This is a genomic window from Candidatus Kryptoniota bacterium, from assembly GCA_036567965.1.
Lineage (GTDB): Bacteria > Bacteroidota > Ignavibacteria > Kryptoniales > JAKASW01 > JAKASW01.
On the sequence record DATCTN010000012.1, the window covers coordinates 73896 to 97831 of the forward strand.

The window sequence follows — 23936 nt, forward strand, 5'->3', positions numbered from 1 at the left end:
ACATGCTGAAGAATCTTACCATAAAGAACTTCGCTTTGATCGAGGAACTTGAGATTGAGTTCGGCAGCGGTCTGAATATCATTACCGGCGAAACCGGGGCCGGCAAGTCCATCATAATCGATGCGTTCAGTCTGATTCTCGGCGAGCGCGCCAACGTCGAGGATGTCCGGAGCGGCGCCGACAAGTCGATCGTTGAGGGCATATTCACGGTTACGGGTAACAAGAAGGTCCGGCGGCTTCTTGAAGAATCGGGCATCGAGTGCGGAGACGAAGTGATCGTCCGGCGTGAGGTCAACCAGAAGGGACAGAGCCGCGCGTTCGTAAACGACACCCCGCTCCAGGTCTCGCAACTTAAGGAGCTCGGAGATTCCCTCGTCGATCTTCATGGCCAGCATGAGCACCAGTCACTCCTTCGCCCCGAGACGCATATCGATCTCATAGACGACTTCGGCGGTCTCGAGATGCTCCTCAAAAATTTTCGCGGCTCATATCGCGAGCTCGAGAATCTGATCGGTGAGATGAAGGACCTCGTCTCAAGGCGGAATGCTTTGAAAGAGAAACAGGATCTCTACGCGTTCCAGATCAAGGAGATTGATTCCATCGACCCAAAGCCGGGTGAAATCGATCTGCTCGAGTCGGAGCTGAAGATTTTGGAGAACGCCGAGAAGTTGTTTGAGGCTGCGGCGAAACTGTATGAGCTCTTATACGACAGCGAAAATTCCGTCCACGATCAACTCGTCGTGGTGAGGAACCAACTTGAAGACTTGGCACAAATCGACAAATCGTTCGAACCTCTTCGTGACGAAACCGAGACCGCAAAGGCAGTTGTGGACGACATAACCAGATTCGTGCAAAGCTATAGCAGCAAGATCGATTTCAATCCTCAGCGGCTCGAGGAAATTCGGGAGAGGCTGGGGGTCCTGACCTTGTTCAAGAAAAAGTACGGCGGCTCTCTGGAGGCGGCGATCGAATATAGGGAGAAGATAGGGAGGGAATTTTCGCTTGCGGAAAATTTTGACGACGAGATCCGGAAACTCGAGTCTCAAGTCGAAGCGGTCAGATCCGGCCTGTCCGAGACTGCCGAAAGACTCTCGGCAAAGAGACGGGAGGTTGCCGAGCGAATCAGTCGCAGCATTGTCGGCGTTCTGGGCGAAATTGGAATAGAAAAGGCGAAATTCGAAGTCGTTATTTCCAATAAATCGTACCAAGGCGCTGATGCGGCTTTGAAGCCGCTTGTCAGACTCGGAAGAGATTTCTACGACACGACCGAAAAGGGTTTTGATTCGGTCGAATTTTACGTCTCGACCAATGTTGGCGAGGAGCCGCGCCCACTGGCAAAGGTTGCATCGGGCGGTGAGATTTCAAGGATCATGCTTGCTCTCAAATCGATCCTTGCCAAGAGCGATCGGCTTCCGCTCCTCGTGTTCGATGAAATCGATACCGGTATTAGTGGCCGGATTGGTGCGAAAGTGGGGAAGATGCTGAAAAATCTTTCCGGCTTTCATCAGATTGTCGCGATCACTCATCTCCCGCAGATTGCCGGACAGGCTGACGTTCATTTCAGAGTGGAGAAGGTCGTGAAAGGCAAACGGGCAGTTACGCGCGTAGAAAGACTGTCGGAGGACGAGCGGGTACTTGAGGTCGCTCGTCTGTTAAGCGGCGAAGATGTCACACAGGCAAGTATCTCGGGTGCAAAAGAACTCATCGGGATGAAATGAAAACTGAAATTTATCTGTACAACTCGCTCACGAGGAAAAAGGAAAAATTTGTTCCGGTTCACAACGACAGGGTTGGAATTTACGTTTGCGGTCCGACAGTTTATAACCATTCACATATCGGACACGGCAAGAGTTATGTCTCCTTCGACACTATTGTAAGGTTCTTCAGATTTGTGGGGTATAAGGTATTGTATGTCCAGAACATTACCGACGTGGGCCACCTGACGGACAACGCCGACGAAGGCGACGACAAGATTGAAAGCGAAGCCAGGAAGGACCGGATCGATCCGATGGAGATAGCCGAAATGTTCATAAGGAGTTATTTCGAAGACATGGACATGCTCGGCGTGCAACGGCCCAATATCTCTCCGCGTGCCACCGGCCATATTCTGGAACAGATCGAACTCGCGAAGAAGCTCGTCGCAAAAGGGTTCGCGTATGAGACCGGAGGGAATGTTTATTTCGATGTAAGGAAATTCCCCGAGTATGGGAAACTCTCGGGAAAAAAGATTGAAGATCTGATTACGGGTACTCGAGTGGATGTGAGGAGCGACAAGGCGAACCCTGCAGATTTCGCGCTATGGAAGAAAGCTGAGGCCGGACATATCATGCGATGGCCGTCCCCTTGGGGTGAAGGTTTTCCGGGCTGGCACCTCGAGTGCTCCGCAATGAGCATGAAGTATCTCGGAGAGTCGTTCGACATACATGGAGGAGGGTTAGACAATGAATTCCCTCACCATGAATGTGAAATTGCGCAGAGTGAATCGGCAACGGGCAAGCCGTTCGTGAAATACTGGTTGCACAACAATATGGTTACGGTAGACGGCGTCAAAATGAGTAAGTCGCTTGGAAATTTTGTTACCCTGAAGGACGCTTTTAAGAAATTCGATCCCGTTACTTTGAGATTTTTTATTTTACAAAGCCACTATCGGAGTCCGCTCGACTACTCGGATGAGGCAATATCGGGTGCAGCAAAAGGTCTTGACCGCCTCAGGAATGTGATCAGACTACTGACGAGTATTTCCGGGGAAAGTATTTCCGATGTGAAATTTGAAAATCTCCCGGAGGAACCAGTTAATTTGCGCCGGTATTACGGCGAGTGGCTTGCCGCAATGGCTGATGATTTCAATACACCTCTTGCGATCGCATCACTCTTCGAGATGGTCAAGGACATCAACACCATTCTATCATCGTCGACCCCGATGTCGCGCGAGACTGCGGGTCTTGTTTATTCTTTCATTATGAAGCTTGCCGGCGACGTATTGGGCATTGTGCCGTCGGCTGCAAGTCTTCAGGGCCGTGAGAAGCTGGAGGCCGGGCTTGTCGAGCTTTTGATGAAACTAAGAGCGGAAGCCAGACTGAATAAAGACTTCAAGCTTGCCGACAGGATTCGCGATGAGCTTATCGGCCTCGGAATTGTTCTTGAAGACGGGAAAGACGGGACACGATACAAGGTGACCGGATGAGGAGACGCGAATTCATAAAGAAGAGCGCCGTGGCGGGAGTGGGAGCCTACGCTGCAACGAAATTAGGGATGCCGAAAATCATTACGAGAAACGGAGGAAGGATGGGTTCCCAGGTAGTATTGTCGACATGGAATTTCGGAATGCAGGCAAATGAGACGGCCTGGAAAACCTTGAGTGATGGCGGGAGCGGACTCGACGCCGTGGAACAGGGGATAATGACGATCGAAAACGATCCGTCTATCATGAGTGTAGGGTACGGTGGACTCCCCGACGAAGATATGAAAGTGACCCTGGACGCGTCCATAATGGATTGGCGCGGTAACTGCGGAGCTGTCGGCGCTATTGAAAACATCAAGAACCCGATCGGGGTTGCCAGAAAAGTCATGGAGCGCACCAAGCATGTCATGCTGGCCGGAGAAGGCGCATATAAATTTGCTCTTGCTCAGGGCTTCAAGCACACCGATCTCCTCACCGACGAAGCAAGGAAGAAATGGCTCGAGTGGAAAGAGAGCATGAGCGATAAGGACAACTGGGTTCCCGAGCACGACATGAACGATCTCAACGACAACCATGACACGATAGGGCTCCTCGTCCTCGATGCGAAAGGACATCTCTGCGCGGGCGTTTCTACGTCCGGACTTGCTTTCAAGATTCACGGCAGGATCGGTGATTCGCCGATTATAGGGGCCGGACTCTACGTCGATGGTAAAGTGGGAGCAGCTGCCTCCACGGGCGTCGGTGAGGCGAACATACGCATTGTTGGAAGTCATCTCGTTGTCGAAAGCATGCGCGGCGGAATGACACCGCAACAAGCGTGCGAGACTGCTGTCAAGAGGGCCATCGATGTGCATTCGAAACTGATAAAGGCTGATAAAACGTTCCAACTTGCTTATATTGCACTGAACGCAGATGGCGATGTGGGCGGTGCGGCCATTAGAAAAGGATTCCAATATGCGCTACGCGGAAGCGGCGTCAATCAACTCTACGACTGCAAGTTCCTGTATAATGATTAACTGAGAAGGCAATGAACTCCACAAAGATCCTGACCGGGGCGTATGTTTTCACTTGCAACGATGAAATGCAGAGCGGGTTATATAATGTGCTGGTCCGGTCGAACCTCGTCGGCGAAGTCTCAAAAGATATCGAGTTGTTGCGGAGGAAATATCCTGAAGCCGAAATTGTAGATACCGCAGGTAAAATTCTCCTGCCGGCTTTCTTCAATGCGCACTATCATCCTGAAGCTATCATCTGCAGGTTCATTGAACCGCGCCGGCCGGTTTCGCAGTGGCGGGATGAGTATCTGCTCAAAGTAGAATCGGTGCTGGACGCGCAGCCGGAGAGCTTCTACGAGAAGATGTATCACCTCGCTTTTTTCGGGCTCCTTCAATCCGGGGTTTGCGGTATCGCCTTCTCGATAATTGGCGACGAAGCGGGAGCGAGAGGAATGTTCTCGGCTGTCAAGCTGACTGGCATCGAGGCGGTCGCGTTTGCCGAGAGCGAATCGCAATCGGCATTTCTGAAGAAGGCAGTCGATAGTCACCTCAAGATCGGATTGTTCGTACCTTACCAGAAAGATCTTACACTCTTCGGCATCAGCGCAGTGTCTCGGACAAATTCCGATGCGCCGGGTTGGATCCTCTCGCACATAGATGAGGATTCCGAAGATGTCCAAACCACCAAGACGAATTTCAACGCGAACCTGATCCAACTTCTCAAGAGAAGCGGACTCCTGCGCGCGGCGACGTTCTTAGTCGGGATGAACGACACTCCTCCCAACTCGCTGAAGATTGCGAGAAATGCCAGCGCAAAAATCATACTTGTACCGAGCCGCCTCAACGCGCAAAGCTATAGAACGATCAGGAACGTATTCGACAAATATGCAATCGGATCCGACTGGGAGACTCCCGGTCTATTCGGTCAGATGAGAAAGCTCCTCGAATTCGGATGCCCGCCTGAAGAAGCACTCGCCAGCACGACCAGAGTAAGCGCTGGGATGTTCAACATGGGCTCCAGACTCGGAAGCATCGAGACCGGTAAGCTGGCTAATCTCTCTTTCGTGGATGCGAAAAAGATTTCCGCTCGCAGGCTCAGTAAGCTCCCGCACAAGGAGGCCATTTCCGCCCTGCTCGAAGATTACTCCGACTCCGACGTGTCCGATGTCATGGTCGAGGGCGAGTTCGTTTATAAGGATAGAAAGCTTCTGATATTCAGCGAGTCGGATTTGATGAGGGAACACAACGAATTAACAGAGGTGCTGAACAAGTACAAAGAACAGACGATGGTGTCCGAAAGCAAGTCATATTCTCCGAAGGTGCCTCAGACAAGAGGGGAAAACCTTTCGGAGCTGGACGACGAAGCACAGAAAATTGAGCTGCCAAAGAATACGCGGAAGGTTTTTGGAGAAGACGAAATATAAAAGGAGACAGTTGATGAAGTCCACGATTTTTGCAGCCATATTTGTTCTGTCCTCCGCGGCGTTTGCGGGTGGGGTCAATGGCAGCGCCGGCAGCAACGGTCAGATCGAATCGCGCTATTTGATCGACATGCCGACAGCAGGCATTTTACACAACGGAATGATCGGGATGAATGTGCACTTTTATGAGATGAGCGGGCTACTGGTTTCACTGGAGGCGGGTGCGTTTAATAGGTTGACATTCGGCCTGAGTTACGGAGGAACTAACGTGATCGGGTCGGGTCCCGTGGGCTGGAACAAGAACCCCGGAGTCAATATCAGATTCCGGTTGATCGATGAGACGCCCGACTTTCCCGCGCTTGCGATCGGCTACGATTCCCAGGGGAAAGACGAGTATCTCTCGCAATACAGCCGGTATTCCTACAAATCGCCGGGCTTCTTCGCTTCCGGATCGAAGTATTTCACAATGCTTGGTTACCTGGGCGTTCACGGGGCTGTCAACTATTCGCTGGAAGACGGAGACGGAAACAAGAACATAAATTTTTCAGTGGGCGCCGACAAGACAATCGGCAGCGATATCTCGGTAATGCTGGAGTATAATTTCGGATTTAACGATAACCTTACGGACACGCTTCGCTTGGCGCAGCCCGGGCGCGGGTTCATGAACGCGGGCGTGAAATGGAGCGTTGGGAACGGCTTCACAGTCGAATTCGATTATAAGAACCTACTCGATCTTAAGAAGACCGGGAGCCTCCGCACAATCAGGATCGAATACGTCCAATCGATGTAACCATCCTACTTCATCACTCGTCTATGGTTTTGGTATTAATTTATTTTAAGGCTTCCTGAGCGCCTTGTTTTCAAATTAGATGTTATTGAAATTGAGCAAAGGAAGTAGTGTGATGACAAATATGACGGCGGAGATGAACGGGGGTGCGATGGACGGTCGGTTGAGCAAAGAGTCCGGTTCGGGAAAGTGCGAGATGCTCGATCAGCCGGCGGTCATCAGCACGAGTGCTCTTTGCCGGCGCCAAAGTGGTACTCTTCCTTTAAGCATATACGAAACGTTCCACGAGTTCTCCGAAGAGGAGAAGAGGTTTCAGTACGAAGGGGATGACGCAGGCAGGTCCGGATCGGTTAAGCGTTTGGACGATCCGCCGCGTCAAAAAAATACGAGGTGAATGTCATGAAAACGAGAATGTTAGTTTTGAGTTTTTCAGCTTGGGCCGCATTCGCTTTCGGTGGATGTTACACTGAGTTCGCGGCGACGAGTAACGGCGGAGACAATTACGAATACTCGAACGACAACAACTCGGGATACGGCTACAACGATACGACTTATGCGTACGATTCTACCGGTGCGCCAATTGTGAATAATTACTATGATAATAACGATTATGGTTATCCTTATAATTATTATGGCTGGAACGATAATTGGTACACTCCAAGTCCTGCATGGTGGTACTCGGACAACTGGTACTTCGGTCTCGGGTGGAATTCGTGGTATGGAGGTCCCGGGTCATGGTACGGTGGTTTTGGATATGGAAGCCCCTACTACTCGTACTACTCGCCGTATTATTACAGCCCGTTTTATCCGTATTCACCTTACGGCGGCTACTACGCTTATCAGAACGGCAATCCGGCATCAAACGGACGGGTGAGAAGTTCGGGAGATACTCGTTTCGGACGGGACAACTATGGTGGTGGTACTACCCCAACCACTGTTCTGCCGGGCAGCGGAGTCAGCACTGGAAGCGCGAACAACACAAGCAGCTCGACCGGAACCGCGGGCGCCTCTACATCGACCAGGACAAGAACGACCGGTAATAATCCGCCGGCAAACGGCAATGCGGACCAGCCGCGGACGAGATCAGGCAGCAGCAATCCGCCTCCCTCACAGAGTCCGTCTCAACCTCAGTCGCAGCCGCGCACTCGAGACACAGGTCCCACACGGCAGAGCACGCCTCCGCCGTCACAGAATCCATCGCCGAGTTCTCCACCTCCCTCGCAGCCGCAGTCACAACCGCAATCGCAGCCGAGAAGCAGAGGAAGAGGGATCTCTGCACAGTATCGCGGATACCAATACGGCCCTTCAGTGAGATATTACGGACCATCGAACCGTGTATTGACGAGGACTCAGACGCGCCAATATGCACCTGCACGGACGTTCTACGGTTCGAACCCGGCTCGTGTTTACGCAGCACCACAAGCACGCCGAGTTGAGAGCGCACCTCGCTCTTACAGCGCGCCGAGGGCAAGCGCCGCGCCCGCACGCAGTGGCGGTTCGAGTGGTGGTGGAAGGTCCCGACGCTAGCTCTGTCTTTTGACAATCTAGATTTATTAGTTTTGCTTTTTGCGATACAGCAAACTTGAAAGTACACGACTCTAAAATATCTTAATCGGAACGGAAGCATCATGAAAAGCAAATTAATAACAGTCGCAATCATTACTCTTTCGATTTCGCTCAACGCATTTGCTCAATATCCGGAAGACGCTCTCAGACTCGGACAGAGCGAATACGGAGTCAGCGCTAGATCGATGTCCATGGGCAACGCGATGGTGGGTTTGTCGCAGGGTTATGATGCCGCCTTTTTTAATCCCGCCGGGTTGGCCCAGTCGCGCCAATCACAATTTGCGATGGGGTTGAACTTCCTCGGTTATAACAACGACGTGACCTACTACAATCAAAGTACCACCGGCTCAAGCTCTCAGACAGATCTCTCCAACCTTGGGCTCGTTTATCCATTCCCGACAATGAGAGGAAGTTTTGTAATCGCCCTCGGCTATAATCGCGGCACGGACTTCAACTCGGCTCTGAGTTTTAATGGGTTTAATCCGAGCAGCTCGATTATTCCGACACTGAAGACCGATCCCAAGACAGATCCTCAAGGGACGTATGACATCCCCTATAATGTCGGCCTCGAAGACACACTGGGGAATATTATTGTGAACAAAAATGTCGGACAGTCCGGAACAGTGTATGAATCGGGTGGGTTGAATCATTGGCTGGCAGCGGGCGCGGTGGATATAGCTCAGGACTTTTCAATAGGGTTGACGTTGAACCTGGTCAGCGGATCATATAAGTATAATCGTTCGTTCACTGAGACCGATCCAAGGCACCTCTACACGGGACAGTTGTCCGATCTCCAGGGAGCTGTCGGTTTTGGAAGCTTTGCTCTGAGCGATCAGGTAGATCAGGACTTGAGCGGATGGAACGCGAAGGTCGGCTTGCTTTATCGGTTGCCTGACGACCGCGGAAACACTATTGCGAGATTTGGCGTCACAATCCAATTTCCCACTTTCATTACGGTTAACGAAACTTACTCCGACGGCGGCACGGCATCATATCTGTCGGGTACGACGATATCATACAATACCCCGGGCGGTAACAGCCAGTACGACGTAACCACTCCGTTTGAATTTGGAGTCGGTGTATCAGGCGGAACATCCCAACTCCTGCTGGCGGCGGATTTAAAATATGAAGATTGGTCACAACTCCAATTCGGGAATTCCAATCTTCCGTCGGATTTTATCGCGGGCTTGAATTCCCAGATAAAGTCTGAATTCAGGGCCACCGCCAACGTCGGCGCTGGACTGGAGTTTGCTCTCACCGACCCGCAATATTCCCTTTTTGTCCCGTTCCTCAGGGTCGGAGGTGAATACATACAGTCACCTTATGTCGGCGACGGCACCAACCAGGCCCAGAAGTTCTTGTCGGGCGGAGTTGGAGTTAAATTGCAGAACAGCATCGATCTGGATTTCGCGTACCAGTATGGGTGGTGGAATACGACGCATCAGTTGTATGATTCGTATAGTACAACAAGCGAAAAGATTACTAACACGAACTTCATGTTTACATTCGCTTATAATTTCTGAGGTGAACCATGACGAATGCGTATTTCCGTGGACTGGCGACCTTCTTGTTGTTACTCACTATAGATTGTTCCGCACGCGCACAGGATGTTAAGCAGGGAATTTGCCCTCCTGCCACATCCAGTTCATACCGCTCCGTGAATTTCGGACAGACCGGCTTTCAGGATGACCTTTCCCCATTTTCTGCCCAGCAACATTTGATTTCCGCGCCGCAGTATTTTCCGGTAATGTTGAACGCGACGTCGATAGGAGTCGGAGCCGTGGGGGAAGTACCGGTGTACAAGAATTACATCCTGCGCGCATCGATTCTGAACTTGAGTTCTGACGGATACACTTCGCCCTATTACCAGAGTGTCATTCTGCCTGTTGAATTTGGCCTCAGGATCCCGATAATCAACTCAAAGCTAGGGACTCTTTCATATACGCTCTACGCCGAAACCAGCGCGGGACTGTTATTGGGTTGGGCTTTTCCCACGAACGGGTCATTCTTAAACTATACAATTCCGAACTCCAGATTCACCAGCGGGGCAACCGCATACCTCGGATTGGGAAACTCGCTTCGCTTCGACAAATATCTTGGATTGTACTTCAATGGCGGAATGAATTATTTCGATTTGTTTTCTTCGTCGTTCATGCCGAGATCGCGCTTCCTTGTCCCCTCGGTTGCTATAGGTTTCTACTTCAACATCGCCGGATAGTCTTCTCATTTTTCTGTTAGATTGTTTTTCCGTTCACTAAATTGTCAAAGTGAAACGGTTTAAGTTGGTTCTCGCCATCGCGTCCCTCACGTTGATTATTATTCTCGTCAGTATTCTCCTCCTGCTTCGGAAGATAGGCACCTCTTCGCTGCCCCAGGAAAAAGGGCATATCGCTCTTGCGGGCATCGGGTCCAATGTAGTAGTGTACAGGGACAGTGTCGGTGTACCTTATATAGAGGCGCGATCGGACTCGGACGCTTACTTTGCGCTCGGCTTTGTCCATGCCCAGGATCGACTCTTTCAAATGGAGGTGTACCGACGGCTCGGTGAAGGACGACTATCCGAGATTTTCGGTGAGAGAACGTTGGATATCGATCTGCTTTTTCGGACGCTTCGATTCACTGAGCTCGCAGATTCACTCTACCAAACCGTGTCACCGATAAGTAGAGACTTACTTAATTGGTACTGTAGAGGCGTAAACGCATATATTGAGACGACGAAGGCGTTACCTGCGGAGTTCACGATGTTGGAATTCCATCCAAGGGAGTGGACGCCAAGAGACTGCCTCATTGTGGCAAGATTGATGGCCTGGGATCTCAATCTCGCCTGGTGGACCAAGCCGGTCTTCGGTGAAATCTACAATAAACTTGGTCCCGACAAGGCCTCAGTCCTGATCCCCCTTTTCTCAGACCGTCAGAATCTAAAACTCCCTCAGCGAAACCGAAAAGGCACATACACATCGCTGGAGAGATTTATTGAGATCAACTCCGAGGCATACTCATTCCTGGAAGGCTCGAAATCCCCGGACGGTATCGGAAGCAACAATTGGGTTATTTCCCCCACGAGAACGGGGATGGGCTATCCGATTCTCTGCAATGACCCGCACCTCGCTTTCAGTCTCCCTGCGAGATGGTACTTAGTCTCCATAGCCTCCCCAACTGTTCATGTGATCGGCGTTTCGATTCCCGGCGCGCCTGGAATCGTAATTGGAAGAAACGATCGGATCGCATGGGGCATGACAAACGTTATGGCAGATGACGCCGATTTTTATGAAGTTCAACCTGACTCGGCAAATCCGGATTCCTTTCAGTATGACGGCAAACTCCTGGCATTTGCAAACAAGGTTGACACAATCGAGATAAAGGATAAACCAGCGTACGTCTTCATCAAACGTGAGGCGGAGCAGGGTCCGGTCGTCAGCGACGTCCTGTCCAACTCGTATAAGATGAGTTCTCTGCATTCACAATCGTCGGAGGATTCCGGAATTGTCGCCCTCCGCTGGTCAGCGTACTGGCCCAGCGACGAGATCAGGGCTATCTACTTACTGAATACCGCAAACAACTACGAGGAGTTCCTCGCCGCGCTGAAAAATTTCGGTGCTCCTGCACAGAACTTCGTCTTTGCTGACGTGAATGGGAATATAGGATTCAAAGCCGCTGGAAATATTCCATTGCGGAAGTATCCTCTCCCGTTTCTACCTCAGGCGGGTAACAACAGTAAACTCGTTTGGGAAAGTTTTATCCCATTTGAACTTCTTCCGCAGAATTTGAATCCTGCCGGCGGCTTCTATGCGACGGCAAATAACAAGACAATACCCGAGAATTTTCCCTATTACCTCACCAATTTGTACGAAGCCTCGTCAAGGATCGACAGAATAAACTCTTTCATCGCTTCCCACGATACGATGAACTTGGGACTCAGCAAGACTCTCCAGCTCGATTACTATTCCGAATATATGGTGGAGCTGAGTCGGAAGATTCTCGCTGCCTGCGACAGCGAAAACTTCTCCCCGAAGGAGCTCGTCTATCTCAGGAACTTTGATGGAAACATAATCGCGAAAAGCACAGCGGCTTCAATCTTGAACGCGACTTTTGTCGAGTTGATCAGGGACGTATTTGAACCGGAGTTGGGGACTTCGCTCTACAGGAAATACGTCCTGATCGGAAATGTTCCCACCAGAATGCTCGACGCTTACATCAATGACCCCCGATTAGTCGGCAAACTGTACGGAGCAGACAACGGTGATAGTCTTTTGAACTTCAAGACCGCCGAGAGCTTTAACAACGCGTTGCAATCTCTCCGTCAGCGGTTCGGTGCGGACCCGATAAACTGGACGTGGGGGAGACTGCACACTTTGGAGTTGAAGCATCCCTTGAGTTCAAATTCCGTAATAAAGAGGCTCTACGATCTAGGTCCCTACGAAAGAGGCGGCAACAGCACAACCTTAAATAACGGCGAGTTTTCCCTCGACGATCCGTACGAAATGACTATCGGTCCGTCGATGAGAATGATCGTTGATCTCGGGAGACAAGGGGCTTATTTTTCTCTGCCCGGAGGAGAATGCGGGCAGTTGTTAAGTCTGCACTATTCAGACCTGATGAACGATTACCTTCGAGGTGATGTGAGATTTTTCCCGACCCGGATTCCCCTGGGTGAGGAAATGAACCGACTTGAACTCATTCCTCTGCAATGATGATCACTGCAGATTTTCTCGAATCGCTCGCGTCCGCAGAACGAGTGGTGGCTTTGACGGGGGCAGGAATCTCTGCCGAGAGCGGTGTTCCAACTTTCAGGGGAACTGACGGCTTGTGGTCGAAATTGAAACCGGAAGAGTTGGCAAACTTCGATGCCTTCTTGAGAAACCCGGAACTCGTGTCGAAGTGGTACAAGCATCGAAGAGAGGTTACGCGTTCCGTCACGCCGAACCCTGCGCATTTTGCACTCGTAGAAATGGAGAAGCTCTTTCCGCGATTCGCAGTCGTGACACAGAATATTGACAATTTACATCGGAGGGCCGGCTCGAGACAGATAGCCGAGCTTCACGGCAACATTGAAAAGAACTATTGTCTCAATTGCGGAAAGAGATACGACGGCGAAGATTTCGACCGGAATAATTCTTTTAGATGCGCAGATTGTGGAGGGCTCATCCGTCCGGATATCGTTTGGTTCGGCGAGATGATTCCGTTCGACCAATGGCAGATGGCGCAGAAACTTTCTGAAGAGGCGGATTTCATGTTCGTGGTGGGGACCTCCGCTGTGGTGTATCCCGCAGCCGAGCTGCCTCTGACCGTGAAGAGGCATGGAGGCGCGATCGTTGAAGTAAACATCGAGGAAACTCCGATAACAGAGCTGGCGGACCTTTCCCTTCAGGGGCCCGCGTCAGTAGTTCTTACTGAGGTCGTAAAAAAAATCAGGGAGTACCGTGGATCTGCAAAAGAAACAAAATAAGAAAACCAAGATTGTCTGTACACTCGGACCTGCTTCCAACACCCGAGAGAAAATAAGATCGCTCATAGATGCGGGCGCCGATGTGTTCAGACTCAACTTCTCTCACGGAACTCACGAGGAGCACGCCGCACAATTAGGCATCATCAGGGAACTTGAAGTCGAAACGGGAAAACGGTTCGCCGTGATCCAGGATCTTCAAGGGCCGAAAATCAGAGTCGGGCAGCTGATCGAACCGATTCTGCTGAAGCGCGATGCCGTCGTGGTTCTGACAACAGAAAATGTCCAGGGTTCTGGAAATACTATTCCTGTGACATATGGTGGATTGGTGAAAGACGCCGTCCCCGGCGATAGAATTCTGATGGATGACGGTCTTCTTGAATTGAAAGTGAATTCCGTTTCGGGGAAAACAGTTTCATGTACGGTTGTCAACGGCGGTATGCTTTCATCTCATAAAGGAATAAATTTGCCGGGAGTGAAAGTAAGCATACCTTCTCTTACTGAAAAAGATATCGAAGATCTCAAATTCGGAGTCGAACAGGATTTTGATTTCATTGCATTGTCATTTGTTCGTCATTCATCGGACGTCGTGGGTTTGAGGAGACGACTGGAAGAATTAGGCGGGAATCAGGGCATAATTTCGAAAATTGAGAAACCGGAGGCCGTTAAGGACATCGACGCCATTGTCGCCGCCAGCAACGCTATTATGGTTGCGCGCGGAGATCTCGGAGTGGAAGTCCCGATAGAAGAAGTCCCGATTCTTCAGAAGACCATAATTCGTAAATGCAACGAGCATGGTAAACCGGTTATCACCGCGACTCAAATGCTCGACTCAATGATTCGTGAACCGCGTCCGACAAGAGCGGAGGCGACTGACGTTGCTAACGCAGTCTTCGACGGCACCGACGCCGTGATGCTGAGCGGCGAAACTTCCGTGGGCATCTTTCCTGTCGAATCGGTTAAGACAATGGTTCAGATAGTGAAGGCTGCAGAATCACGCTTAAACATGGTACAGCATAAACTCAACTACAAAAAAGTCCGCGATGATTTCACTGACGCGATCGCAGAAGTCGCGTGGTCGCTGGCAAAGTCTGTTGAAGCCTCTTTTATTATTTCAATAACGAATACGGGCACGACGGCTCGGGCACTCTCGAAATACCGGCCACAGGTGCCTGTCTACGCGCTTACTGAAAGTCTTGCTGTAGTTCGAAAACTTGCTCTGATTTGGGGAATTGTTCCGGTGGAAGTGGAATCTCTGTCTGATACCGACGCGATGCTGGCACAGGTCAGCTCCATTCTCAAATCAAAGGCGCTGGCGGTCCCCGGCGACACATACATTCTCACGGCTGGAACGCCGCTTCTTTCAAGGGGGACCACAAATACGCTGCGGATAGAAAAGATTCTCTGATAGGTCTTTCCTCGCACCCTTGCCTAGAAATAGACGTGCGATTGCACGAGCGCCTCAACTACGTGTCCCGAACCCGGGAGAATTGAATTGTCGAACCGCACCTGCGGCATCAAATCCAGGTGAGGAAGAGGGTAAACATTCAAGCCGACGATGTAGCGAGTGTAGGACGGTCCCCCCGCGTAACTTCTGAAATAGTCCAGCCTTGCCATTCCATACAACCCGTTGACGAAACTGTAAGTTACCTCCGCAAATGCCGCATTTGAATTTGAGTTGGCAGGAAGCACGCCGGGCAGGGAACTTGCCCAATCGTATTCGGCTAATATTGACAATCTTTCGGATGCGCCAATACCTGCGTGCACCCCGTACATTTTGGTCGCGCTTGTCAGGTATCCTTCCGCTCCGATCATGAGGTTCATGAAACTCTTCGTGAGATATTCCGCTCTTCCAATGAACGCCTTGTTCGATGTGAAATTCAGATTGCTGAGTCCGTCACCGTTGGTAGCGTCGACAGTCACGAAAAAATTGTCGAACCGCGTACCGACTTCGATACCGAGGTCCCGGTAATCCGGAACAAACATCAACCCGACCTGGGGGAGCCCCTGGAGAAAACCGAGATTGCCGCCACGGGTGTAAGCGGTGTGATCGTCGAGCCGGATCCCGTATGAAGGCGAGAACGCTCCGAGCTTAACATACGATTCACCGGAGTTAAAACTGTATTTGCCGTAAGCCTCGTATGCGGTATTAACCATGTCGTACTTCAGGAAAAAATCTGTCGATGTGAAAAGTCGGACGAGCGAGTAAATGGATCCCTCCATCGATTGGAAGGTCGTCCTCTTCTGATATCCATCGTAAAGATATTGAAATCTCACATCTCCACCGAGAAGAATGTTGTCATTCAGTTGAGGATTGAAATTGAGATCTCCGCTGTGAGCCGGGACAAGGCGTAAGTGGTCGTCGACGAAGTCGGAACTGCCATAACTGTTCCTCAGCTCGCCGCCAGTGGGATTGACATGGCAATTGGAGCATTGCATTCCTGTGAGTATCGAAAAGCGGGGAAGCGCGAGGACGGGTCCCGCGATTAGAATCAGTACAACCGGCAAGTATCTTATCATTTCAATTCTCAGGAGAGTTTACCGGCTCTTTTTGTCCGTGATGGCACGTGTAACATGTCGGCTCCTTCGCGTTCGGGTATGCGAAGTAATCCTGCTGAATCTGCACGAGCATCTTCAACATCATTCTTCCTTTGCGCTTCTCGGGCTTCTCATCGCTGGGAAAATCGTCGGTGTTATGGCAAAAATCGCAATCCACGCCAAGACTGTTCTTTATCATCTTCATCCAGCCCTTCAGTTCATCTTTCGACTTCACGAACTTGAGGACCTGAAGGTTCTTCGCGAATGCGGGTTGAGATTGCTGAGTCGCATACACCCTCTTGTGGGCCAGCAGCGCGCCGATACCGATGCCCACTAGGATAAGTAATATAAACCAGGATTTTTTCAAAAAGTGATTCTCCATTTTTCCCAACCTAACAGATTGAATTGAGGAAAAGGTTCCTGTTAGAATGTGAAATTGAACATAACTCGCGGCTCAATTCTTCTCTGAACGACATAGTGGCCTTCGACTGGTGTGAATGTCCAGTAGTAATTAAATCCAACTGTCATAAACGGATACGGCTTGTAACCGAAAAAAGCGTACAAGAGTGAATGGCCGTCCAGCTTGAAAGCGTCCTTCAGAGTGTTGTTCGTATGTCTGTCATATCCCGCACTGAATACAACGATTGGAATTACATTGGGGAGCTGCGTCTCAAGGTGGAGCAGCCCGCCGTTCGGATCATGATCAATCCCGCGGTAAGCACCGACAATATAGAACTGTCCAAGAACAGACACGAGCAACGAACCGTACCAGCCCTGCGATTTCTTCGTGCCATCGAGCTGCTCAGCCTTGCTCGACAAGAAATTTCCTGATGAGTCGGCATCGAATCGTTCGATTTCATACAGTTGGTCGAAGTACTCCGGAATGAATCTGTCGCCGATCCACTGGCGCTCGAGTTTCACTGATGCTGTCACCGCACCAAGCCCTCGAAACGTGCCGAGTATACCGGCTGCGTTACCATGTCCAAAGTCTACAAACTGCGCGTAGTCATAGTATAGATCCGCATCGACAAACGGAGTACGGAGAACTGGCAATCCGGCATCGAATCCATATTCAGACATCCTTCCCACCGACCCATAAGTTGGCCCAGGACGCATGGTCATAGTTGGTACCATAACAATTGCAGAATTCTTGTTTTGGTCTGTCACGTAGGTCGCGCCGATTTCAAATCCGCCGATGATCGGGATCGCCCCAAGCTGGGTGAACCTCAACGGTCTGGCGTACGCTCTTCCTCCGACTAGTCCGGCCTGCTGGAAGTCGCCATACATCGCCTCGAAACCGTATTTGGTGAAATCAATATCCACTTCAGCGCCGATCTTTCTGTCGTCGAAGCTTGCACTGTTGTTGTAATTGTACACGATCAACCCGTGGCCGAGAGTTGCCATGTCAAGTTGTCCGACCTGTACGTAGACCGGATCGTGCTTGTCACCCCATCGCACGTACCTGATTATCTTTCTGTATGCGCCGTCAGACCAGTCGACTTTTCTAATCTTGTTGGACTGGCTGTTTATGCGTAGCGTGAGGTCAAGTCCGACACCGATCTTGCCGAAAGATAGGTCCGGCATTACCCCGATCATGTAATATGGAGTACCATCAATCCAGGATACGCCCAGCCCGCCGGAAATCTGGCTCTGGCCCGGCGCCAATAAGGGCCGTGGATATTGCTGCCCGTATGAAATAGATGAGAACACTGCTGTCAAAACAAGAAGTGAAATTACGGATTTCATATTGGTCTCATTTACTTCTTATGAAAACAAGATTCTGCAAATCGCAAGTGCGCCCAGCATGCCGACAAAATCCGCTATCAATCCGGCAGCAACAGCGTGTCTCGTGCGGTAGATATTCACGGCACCGAAGTACACAGCTATGACATAGAAAGTGGTCTCGCTGCTACCGTACATTGTTGACACGAGAACACCGATGAACGAATCGGGACCGAATTTTTTCATTATCTCCGTCATGAGCCCGAGAGAGCCGCTTCCACTGAGCGGACGCAATAACCCCATCGGCAGCGCTTCGGGCGGCATGCCGATAAGTTTTGCAAGCGGAGATAGGGCGCTTACCATTAAATCCATCGCACCGCTGGCGCGGAAGATCCCGATTGCCACAAGCATCGCGACAAGATATGGAATGATCCTTACCGCGACGTCGAACCCGCCTTTTGCCCCGGCGACAAACGACTCATAAACCGGAACCTTTTTCGATGCAGCGTAAGCTACGAACGCGGCCACGATAAGAGGGATAGCAACTATCGATAACTCACCGAGTATTTCCTTTATCATTTAGATTCCGGTGTTATCTGAGAACGATATACCTTCAGGCGTTGCAGAATCTTGGATGCAGCAATACCCGCGATAGTGGCAAGCCCTGCCCCAAAGAAGGAGGTCATTAGAATGATCGTGGGATCTTTCGAGCCGAGCGCGGCCCGGACCGCAATCGCCGTCGCAGGAATCAGCGTGAGCCCAGCGGTATTTATCGCGAGAAAGGTCACCATAGCGTTTGTTGCAATTCCTTTCTTCGGGTTCAACTCATCCAGCTCTTCCATCGCCTTCAGGCCCAGAGGCGTGGCAGCATTGCTGAGTCCCAGGATATTTGCAGCGACATTCATTATGATTGAACCCATTGCCGGATGGTCAGGTGGGATATCCGGAAACAGCCTTACCATTACTGGTTGCATCACACGCGCGATTATCTTGATCAGCCCGCTGTCTTCGGCAAGTTTCATGATGCCGAGCCAGAAAGCCATTACACCTATCAGTCCAATCGCTATTTCAACGGCTGTCTTACTGTAACTTATCACCGCGTCGAGGACAGCTTTCGTCTTCACTAGCGAGGTTTTTGGAAAGACCACGAAAAGATTCGAGCCTTCTCTACGATCGACGTGGGCTGTCAACTGCGTCGCGTCACCGGCAGTTTCCGCAATAGTCTTCCATATCTGCGGCGCCAGCTCCCCAAGTTTCAAAGTGATGTCGTTTCCGCTCGTCGTGGCAGGGAATTGAAGAAGCGTGGTGTCGGCCGACTCCGCTCCGTAAAATTTGGCAAGCCGCTGGCCGGATACTTTTACATTTCCGCTGCCTGGGGCTAGGCTGTCGAATGCGACTTCGAATTCCTGACCGTTGCGGTATCTGTCGCTAGCCGAATCGTAGATATCGCTCCCCGCAGCCGCGAGAACGCCTATCACGACCAAACCAATCCACACATAATTCAGCATCGGGGAAACCTGCTCACTTCTTCAGAAATCTGCCTGCCCGTCCGGGCAAATCATAAGTGCACATTTCACCATGGGTTGAATATAAACGCTTAATTTTATGCTTTCAACTGTTGGAAGGCTTCTGGGAGATTGGAATCGCCTGTGTGGAGGAGCTAACGTCAGCCGGTCGATAATGAAGACGTCGGGTCAAATTGCTTTTTCGATCAACTCGCCCATCTTTTCAGTCGAGACATGAGGGCCGCCGTCATATTTTATGTCGGCAGTGCGATAACCCTCGTTGAGCACTGTCTCTACGGCTAGAAAGATCTTTTTTGCCAAATCCTTATGCTTGAGTGAATATTCAAGTAACATCGCGGCCGACAAGATACTTGCTATAGGATTGGCGAGACCTTTTCCGGCAATGTCGGGAGCACTCCCGTGTACCGGCTCGTACAAAGCGTGCCTCTCTCCAATGCTTGCCGAAGGGAGCATACCGATCGACCCCGTTAACATTGAGGCCTCGTCGCTGAGTATATCTCCGAACATATTTTCTGTCAATATGACATCGAAGTGCTTCGGATTTCTGACGAGCTGCATCGCAGCATTGTCGACGTACATGTGTTCAAGAGCTATCTCGTTGAAGTTGTTCTTGTGAACCCTGTTTACAACTTCTCTCCATAACATGGAGGTATGAAGAATATTCGCTTTGTCTACCGACGTTACTTTCTTTTTCCTCGCGGCTGCGAGCTTGAACGCTGTAATAGCTATTCGCTCGATTTCCTCCTCGGTGTACGTCATAGTATTGACACCGCGCCTGGTTCCGTTTTCCTCAAATATCCCGGCAGGCTTCCCGAAATAAATTCCTCCTGTCAATTCCCTGACAACCACTATGTCGATTCCTTTCACCGCCTCCGGCTTGAGCGATGAAGACCCGATGAGAGAGTCGAACATGATTACAGGTCGAATATTCGCATACAGGCCGAGTGATTTCCTCAATCCAAGCAGAGCCTGTTCCGGCTTCAGGTCGTACGGAAGCGAATCCCATTTCGGTCCTCCGACCGCTCCCAGCAGCACCGCATCGCTCGCCTTCGCGGCTGCGAGTGTTTCCTCCGGGAGAGGCTTGCCGAATATGTCGACTGCTGTTCCGCCCGCCTTGAGCTCGCTGAACTCGATCGTTTCATTGAGTATCCGTGATGCCTTCTTCAGAATCCTGACCGCTTGCGATGTAACCTCTGTGCCTATCCCATCACCCGGTATGACAGCAATATTAAACATCGGTGCCCGTCGTCGACTTGATCATTCCTATTTGTCTGGCATAGGCGAACAGTCCCCCTGCGTTTATGATGTCCGCGGCATCACCAAGTGGGCTGAGCTTGCACGTAGCTTTTGAATTCGAAGAAATTGTATTTGACTCGAGGTCAATGGTTACTTCTTCACCGGTTTTGAATTGCCTGTAAATGTTTTCCACCGACTCGAGAGGCATGAGGAATCCACCGTCGACAGAATTCCTGTAAAATATTCGTGCGTACGTTTGCGCGACGACCGCCGTGATGCCTGCAACTTGCAAGGCAAGGGGTGCATGTTCCCGCGATGAACCGCAGCCAAAGTTTTTTCCAGCGACAATAATTTTAAATTCGGATTGATACTCGCCTTCTTTAACCAGTTTTATGCCGCCGGTTGGGAGTCCGGACTTTTCGTCCGGCACGCCGCTCATTGCAAATTTTCCATATAATTTTCTTTCTTCCGGCGAATGCGTGTTGTAAACGAGATGCTTCGCCGGTATTATCTGGTCAGTGTCGATGTTGTCCCCGACAACGTATACCTTCCCGATGATTCTTTTTCCCTGCATTTTAACCTTCCTGGAAAATTTTCAGATGTAAATTCTTGGATCGGTGATCTTTCCTGTCAGCGCAGTGGCAGCCGCGGTGAGGGGAGAAGCGAGGAATACCTGTGAGTTCTTTGAGCCCATCCTGCCGGGAAAATTCCTGTTTGTCGTCGACAGGCAGACCTCAGAGCCGTTCAACCTGCCGAACGTGTCTTCCGGCCCTCCGAGACATGCGCCGCAGCTCGCGTTTCCGATCCTGCAGCCCGCATCTTCGAATATTGAATAAAGAGATTTGCCTCCAAGCATTGTGCTGTGCAAAGCATTTGTGATGTCCGTTGTCGCCGGTACGATGAACGTATCTACTGCAACGGGTTTGCCATTCAAGATCTTTGCTGCCGAAAGAAAATCCGTGAGCTTTCCGCCTGTGCATGAACCGATGTACACGCGGTCTACCTTTACATTTGATAGATTCTCGACCGGTTCAACATTATCCGGTGAATGCGGCTTGGCAACAAGCGGGGAGATCTTAGAGACGTCGTACACGCGCTCTGATTCAAAATTAGCGTCGGAGTCGTTCTTAATCGCCGTGAATGGCTTTTGCGTCCTCGCCTTTACATATGACGTTGTCTTTTCATCGGGAGTGATCACACCGTTCTTTCCACCTGCCTCGATGACCATGTTGCAGAGAGTCATTCTCTCTTCAATATTGAGACTGTGCACTGCATCGCCGGCGAATTCCATTGCCCTGTACGAAGCACCATCGACACCGATGTCGCCTATAATTCTGAGGATCAGATCCTTCGCCATCAGGTGACCGGGCATTTCTCCATTGAAGATGAAGCGCATCGTCTGCGGGACTTTCACCCATAATTTCCCGGTACCCATTATGAACGCTGCATCGGTGTTTCCTATTCCGGTGGCGAACTCTCCGAATGCTCCCGCAGTGCAGGTGTGAGAGTCCGTCCCGAAAAGTACCTCACCGGGTCTCGTGAACCCTTCCTCCGGAAGCGCGATGTGGCACACTCCCTTGTACCTTGGGGTGCCAACGTCGTAGAAATTCCGTATCGACTGCTGGTTCACAAAGTCACGCAAGAAGACAACATTTCGCCTTGCATGCTGGTCTTCCGTGAATATGTAGTGGTCCGGGATAACGACGACTTTCTCGCTATCCCATAACTTCGCATGCTCACCAAATTCCTTTTTGAATATTGAAATCGTTCCGGGACCGGTCACATCGTGAGTCATCAGCACATCGACGTCGATCCAGACATTCTCGCCCGGTTGTACTTTATCCCTGCCTGAGTGGTTCGCGATTATTCTCTCTGTAATTGTCATTCCCATGTCAAGAATCTCATCCTTTACTCTTTATGGTATGTTCAAGAGGTCTTATGAATTCAGACGGCATTGAGTTGAGTTGTTTCTGTCGAATGCGCTGAACTCTTCTTTGTTCTCGCCGAGATCGCGCGATTTGCAGCCTGGAGATAGGCTTCTACGCTTCCGGTGACGATGTCCGTGCTCGCTGCGTGTCCCGTGAAGATCACGTTGTCGAAGATGACTTTCACGAACACTTCCCCGACTGCGTCACCGCCCCAGGTTACCGATTTGATGGTGTAGTCGACCAACTGGCCGTTGATATTCATGATCCTTTCAAGCGCCTTATAAGCTGCGTCAACAGGTCCATCACCCGTGGCGGAATCACAATATTTCTGTTCTCCGTCAGTGAGCTCCAGTACGGCGGTCGACTTCACGCCTGTTCCGGTCATGACCTGTAGGCTCGAAAGAGTATAGCTCGACTCTTCCTGATCGAGTTCATTGTTCAGAATCGCGACCAGGTCTTCGTCGAGAATTTCTTTCTTCTTGTCGGCAAGTCTTGTGAATTCGGTATAGACATTATCGAGTTCTTCCGCGCTCAGCGAGTATCCGAGCTCTTCAAATCTTTTTTTGAGCGCGTGCCGTCCGGAATGCTTGCCAAGGACCAGAGTAGAATGTTTTATCCCGACCGATTCCGGGGTCATGATCTCGTATGTCATCCTGCTCTTTATTATTCCGTCCTGGTGGATGCCGGCTTCGTGAGAAAACGCATTGGCGCCCACGATCGCTTTGTTCCGCTGTACCATCATACCTGTCAGCGTCGAAAGCAATCTGCTCGACTTGTAAATCTCTTCCGTATTGATGTCGTGGTGGAAGGGAATGGCATCCGGCCTTGTCCGGAGAGCCATCACGAATTCCTCGAGCGAAGCGTTGCCCGCGCGCTCGCCGATCCCGTTGACTGTGCACTCAACCTGACGCGCACCGTTCAATACGGCCGAGACCGAATTGGCGACCGCAAGTCCGAGATCGTTGTGGCAGTGTACGCTCAGGACGGCTTTATCGATGTTCCTGACCCTCTCCCGAACGGTCTTTATGAGGTTTCCATATTCACTCGGGATGGAGTATCCGACCGTATCGGGGAGGTTGACTACGACTGCACCCGCGTCAATAACAGCTTCGATGACCTGGCATAGGTAGTCCAGATCGCTTCGACTCGCGTCTTCGCAGCTGAATTCGACCTCGCCGGTCAATTTCTTCGCGTGCGAGACCGCATTGATCGACTGCTCGAGGACTTCCTCTCTTGTCTTTTTTAATTTGTGTTTGAGATGGATGTCGCTTGTCGCGATGAATGTGTGGATGCGCGGCTTCGCGGCATATTGCAGCGCTTCAAACGCGCGGTCAATGTCGAGGGATGTCGCCCTTGAGAGCGCGGCGATAGTGCACCCCTTTACCTCCTTCGAGATCTCACGAACAGCCTCGAAATCGCCGTCAGAGGCAATCGGGAAACCCGCCTCTATTATGTCGACGCCGAGAGCTTCCAGCTGGCGCGCCATTCTCAACTTCTCCTTCGTGTTCATGCTGCAACCAGGAGATTGTTCGCCATCGCGCAGCGTCGTATCGAATATGAAAATCTTATCCTTCATGTTATCGACCACCTCTC

The 23936-nt window shown here is 50.9% G+C and carries 21 protein-coding genes; 12 read left to right on the plus strand and 9 right to left on the minus strand.

All coding sequences use genetic code 11. The features are described 5' to 3' along the window. The first annotated feature begins 2 nt into the window (after nt 1-2). From recN to pyk, 12 genes are all read left to right on the plus strand, one after another. The gene (recN, locus tag VIS48_04605; protein HEY9165419.1) at nt 3-1718 is read left to right on the plus strand and encodes a DNA repair protein RecN; all 1716 of its coding nucleotides are present in this window, start codon (nt 3-5) and stop codon (nt 1716-1718) included. Continuing rightward, complete coding sequence (gene cysS, locus VIS48_04610; GenBank protein ID HEY9165420.1) at nt 1715-3184, plus strand: cysteine--tRNA ligase; 1470 nt, start codon at nt 1715-1717, stop codon at nt 3182-3184. The genes recN and cysS overlap by 4 nt, the downstream gene beginning before the upstream one ends. Further along, complete coding sequence (locus VIS48_04615) at nt 3181-4197, plus strand: N(4)-(beta-N-acetylglucosaminyl)-L-asparaginase (GenBank protein ID HEY9165421.1); 1017 nt, start codon at nt 3181-3183, stop codon at nt 4195-4197. The genes cysS and VIS48_04615 overlap by 4 nt, the downstream gene beginning before the upstream one ends. Nucleotides 4198-4208: 11 nt before the next feature. Then, entirely contained in the window at nt 4209-5600 is a 1392-nt protein-coding gene (locus VIS48_04620; protein HEY9165422.1) for an amidohydrolase family protein, read from the plus strand. Between the two features lie 13 nt (nt 5601-5613). Further along, complete coding sequence (locus VIS48_04625; GenBank protein ID HEY9165423.1) at nt 5614-6387, plus strand: YjbH domain-containing protein; 774 nt, start codon at nt 5614-5616, stop codon at nt 6385-6387. A 112-nt stretch (nt 6388-6499) separates the two neighbouring features. After that, nucleotides 6500-6778 (plus strand): hypothetical protein, encoded by a 279-nt coding sequence (locus VIS48_04630; protein HEY9165424.1) that lies wholly within the window; start codon nt 6500-6502, stop codon nt 6776-6778. Between the two features lie 5 nt (nt 6779-6783). Continuing rightward, a complete protein-coding gene (locus VIS48_04635; GenBank protein ID HEY9165425.1) occupies nt 6784-7911 on the plus strand; it encodes a hypothetical protein in 1128 nt (375 codons plus the stop codon). 101 nt (nt 7912-8012) lie between these two features. Continuing rightward, on the plus strand, nt 8013-9473 hold the full coding sequence (locus VIS48_04640; protein ID HEY9165426.1) for a hypothetical protein: 1461 nt from the start codon (nt 8013-8015) through the stop codon (nt 9471-9473). An 8-nt stretch (nt 9474-9481) separates the two neighbouring features. After that, nucleotides 9482-10168: a hypothetical protein gene (locus VIS48_04645; GenBank protein ID HEY9165427.1), complete on the plus strand. Its 687-nt coding sequence runs from the start codon at nt 9482-9484 to the stop codon at nt 10166-10168. Nucleotides 10169-10217: 49 nt separating this feature from the next. Further along, nucleotides 10218-12641 carry a penicillin acylase family protein gene (locus VIS48_04650; GenBank protein ID HEY9165428.1) on the plus strand — a complete coding sequence of 808 codons (2424 nt, stop codon included), beginning with the start codon at nt 10218-10220 and terminating at the stop codon, nt 12639-12641. Beyond that, nucleotides 12638-13396 (plus strand): NAD-dependent deacylase, encoded by a 759-nt coding sequence (locus VIS48_04655; GenBank protein HEY9165429.1) that lies wholly within the window; start codon nt 12638-12640, stop codon nt 13394-13396. The genes VIS48_04650 and VIS48_04655 overlap by 4 nt, the downstream gene beginning before the upstream one ends. Beyond that, entirely contained in the window at nt 13371-14801 is a 1431-nt protein-coding gene (gene pyk / locus VIS48_04660) for a pyruvate kinase (protein ID HEY9165430.1), read from the plus strand. The genes VIS48_04655 and pyk overlap by 26 nt, the downstream gene beginning before the upstream one ends. Before the next feature lie 23 nt (nt 14802-14824). Here pyk and VIS48_04665 read toward each other — a convergent pair whose 3' ends face one another. The 9 genes from VIS48_04665 to VIS48_04705 all read right to left on the minus strand — a co-directional run bounded on the left by VIS48_04665 (nt 14825) and on the right by VIS48_04705 (nt 23919). After that, complete coding sequence (locus tag VIS48_04665) at nt 14825-15913, minus strand: hypothetical protein (GenBank protein ID HEY9165431.1); 1089 nt, start codon at nt 15911-15913, stop codon at nt 14825-14827. 1 nt (nt 15914) lies between these two features. Beyond that, complete coding sequence (locus VIS48_04670) at nt 15915-16298, minus strand: c-type cytochrome (GenBank protein HEY9165432.1); 384 nt, start codon at nt 16296-16298, stop codon at nt 15915-15917. A 56-nt stretch (nt 16299-16354) separates the two neighbouring features. Then, a complete protein-coding gene (locus tag VIS48_04675; protein ID HEY9165433.1) occupies nt 16355-17677 on the minus strand; it encodes a hypothetical protein in 1323 nt (440 codons plus the stop codon). An 18-nt stretch (nt 17678-17695) separates the two neighbouring features. After that, nucleotides 17696-18232 carry a spore maturation protein gene (locus VIS48_04680; GenBank protein ID HEY9165434.1) on the minus strand — a complete coding sequence of 179 codons (537 nt, stop codon included), beginning with the start codon at nt 18230-18232 and terminating at the stop codon, nt 17696-17698. Beyond that, on the minus strand, nt 18229-19161 hold the full coding sequence (locus tag VIS48_04685) for a nucleoside recognition domain-containing protein (protein HEY9165435.1): 933 nt from the start codon (nt 19159-19161) through the stop codon (nt 18229-18231). Before VIS48_04685 ends, VIS48_04680 begins: the two co-directional genes overlap by 4 nt. Before the next feature lie 186 nt (nt 19162-19347). Then, nucleotides 19348-20415: a 3-isopropylmalate dehydrogenase gene (gene leuB / locus VIS48_04690; protein ID HEY9165436.1), complete on the minus strand. Its 1068-nt coding sequence runs from the start codon at nt 20413-20415 to the stop codon at nt 19348-19350. Continuing rightward, nucleotides 20408-20989, minus strand: coding sequence for a 3-isopropylmalate dehydratase (locus VIS48_04695; protein ID HEY9165437.1), 582 nt, complete (start codon nt 20987-20989; stop codon nt 20408-20410). Before VIS48_04695 ends, leuB begins: the two co-directional genes overlap by 8 nt. A gap of 21 nt (nt 20990-21010) precedes the next feature. Continuing rightward, nucleotides 21011-22306: a 3-isopropylmalate dehydratase large subunit gene (locus VIS48_04700; GenBank protein HEY9165438.1), complete on the minus strand. Its 1296-nt coding sequence runs from the start codon at nt 22304-22306 to the stop codon at nt 21011-21013. Between the two features lie 53 nt (nt 22307-22359). After that, nucleotides 22360-23919 carry a 2-isopropylmalate synthase gene (locus VIS48_04705; GenBank protein HEY9165439.1) on the minus strand — a complete coding sequence of 520 codons (1560 nt, stop codon included), beginning with the start codon at nt 23917-23919 and terminating at the stop codon, nt 22360-22362. Nucleotides 23920-23936 lie beyond the last annotated feature (17 nt).

Bases quoted from the DNA above. Each gene is read 5' to 3' on its own strand.
- VIS48_04675 (HEY9165433.1), bottom strand. From the start codon at position 17,677: ATGAAATCCGTAATTTCACTTCTTGTTTTGACAGCAGTGTTCTCATCT.
- cysS (HEY9165420.1), top strand. From the start codon at position 1,715: ATGAAAACTGAAATTTATCTGTACAACTCGCTCACGAGGAAAAAGGAA.
- VIS48_04630 (HEY9165424.1), top strand. From the start codon at position 6,500: ATGACAAATATGACGGCGGAGATGAACGGGGGTGCGATGGACGGTCGG.
- VIS48_04635 (HEY9165425.1), top strand. From the start codon at position 6,784: ATGAAAACGAGAATGTTAGTTTTGAGTTTTTCAGCTTGGGCCGCATTC.
- recN (HEY9165419.1), top strand. From the start codon at position 3: ATGCTGAAGAATCTTACCATAAAGAACTTCGCTTTGATCGAGGAACTT.
- VIS48_04625 (HEY9165423.1), top strand. From the start codon at position 5,614: ATGAAGTCCACGATTTTTGCAGCCATATTTGTTCTGTCCTCCGCGGCG.
- VIS48_04615 (HEY9165421.1), top strand. From the start codon at position 3,181: ATGAGGAGACGCGAATTCATAAAGAAGAGCGCCGTGGCGGGAGTGGGA.
- VIS48_04655 (HEY9165429.1), top strand. From the start codon at position 12,638: ATGATGATCACTGCAGATTTTCTCGAATCGCTCGCGTCCGCAGAACGA.
- leuB (HEY9165436.1), bottom strand. From the start codon at position 20,415: ATGTTTAATATTGCTGTCATACCGGGTGATGGGATAGGCACAGAGGTT.
- VIS48_04685 (HEY9165435.1), bottom strand. From the start codon at position 19,161: ATGCTGAATTATGTGTGGATTGGTTTGGTCGTGATAGGCGTTCTCGCG.
- VIS48_04640 (HEY9165426.1), top strand. From the start codon at position 8,013: ATGAAAAGCAAATTAATAACAGTCGCAATCATTACTCTTTCGATTTCG.
- VIS48_04705 (HEY9165439.1), bottom strand. From the start codon at position 23,919: ATGAAGGATAAGATTTTCATATTCGATACGACGCTGCGCGATGGCGAA.
- VIS48_04645 (HEY9165427.1), top strand. From the start codon at position 9,482: ATGACGAATGCGTATTTCCGTGGACTGGCGACCTTCTTGTTGTTACTC.
- VIS48_04620 (HEY9165422.1), top strand. From the start codon at position 4,209: ATGAACTCCACAAAGATCCTGACCGGGGCGTATGTTTTCACTTGCAAC.
- VIS48_04700 (HEY9165438.1), bottom strand. From the start codon at position 22,306: ATGGGAATGACAATTACAGAGAGAATAATCGCGAACCACTCAGGCAGG.
- VIS48_04695 (HEY9165437.1), bottom strand. From the start codon at position 20,989: ATGCAGGGAAAAAGAATCATCGGGAAGGTATACGTTGTCGGGGACAAC.
- VIS48_04680 (HEY9165434.1), bottom strand. From the start codon at position 18,232: ATGATAAAGGAAATACTCGGTGAGTTATCGATAGTTGCTATCCCTCTT.
- VIS48_04665 (HEY9165431.1), bottom strand. From the start codon at position 15,913: ATGATAAGATACTTGCCGGTTGTACTGATTCTAATCGCGGGACCCGTC.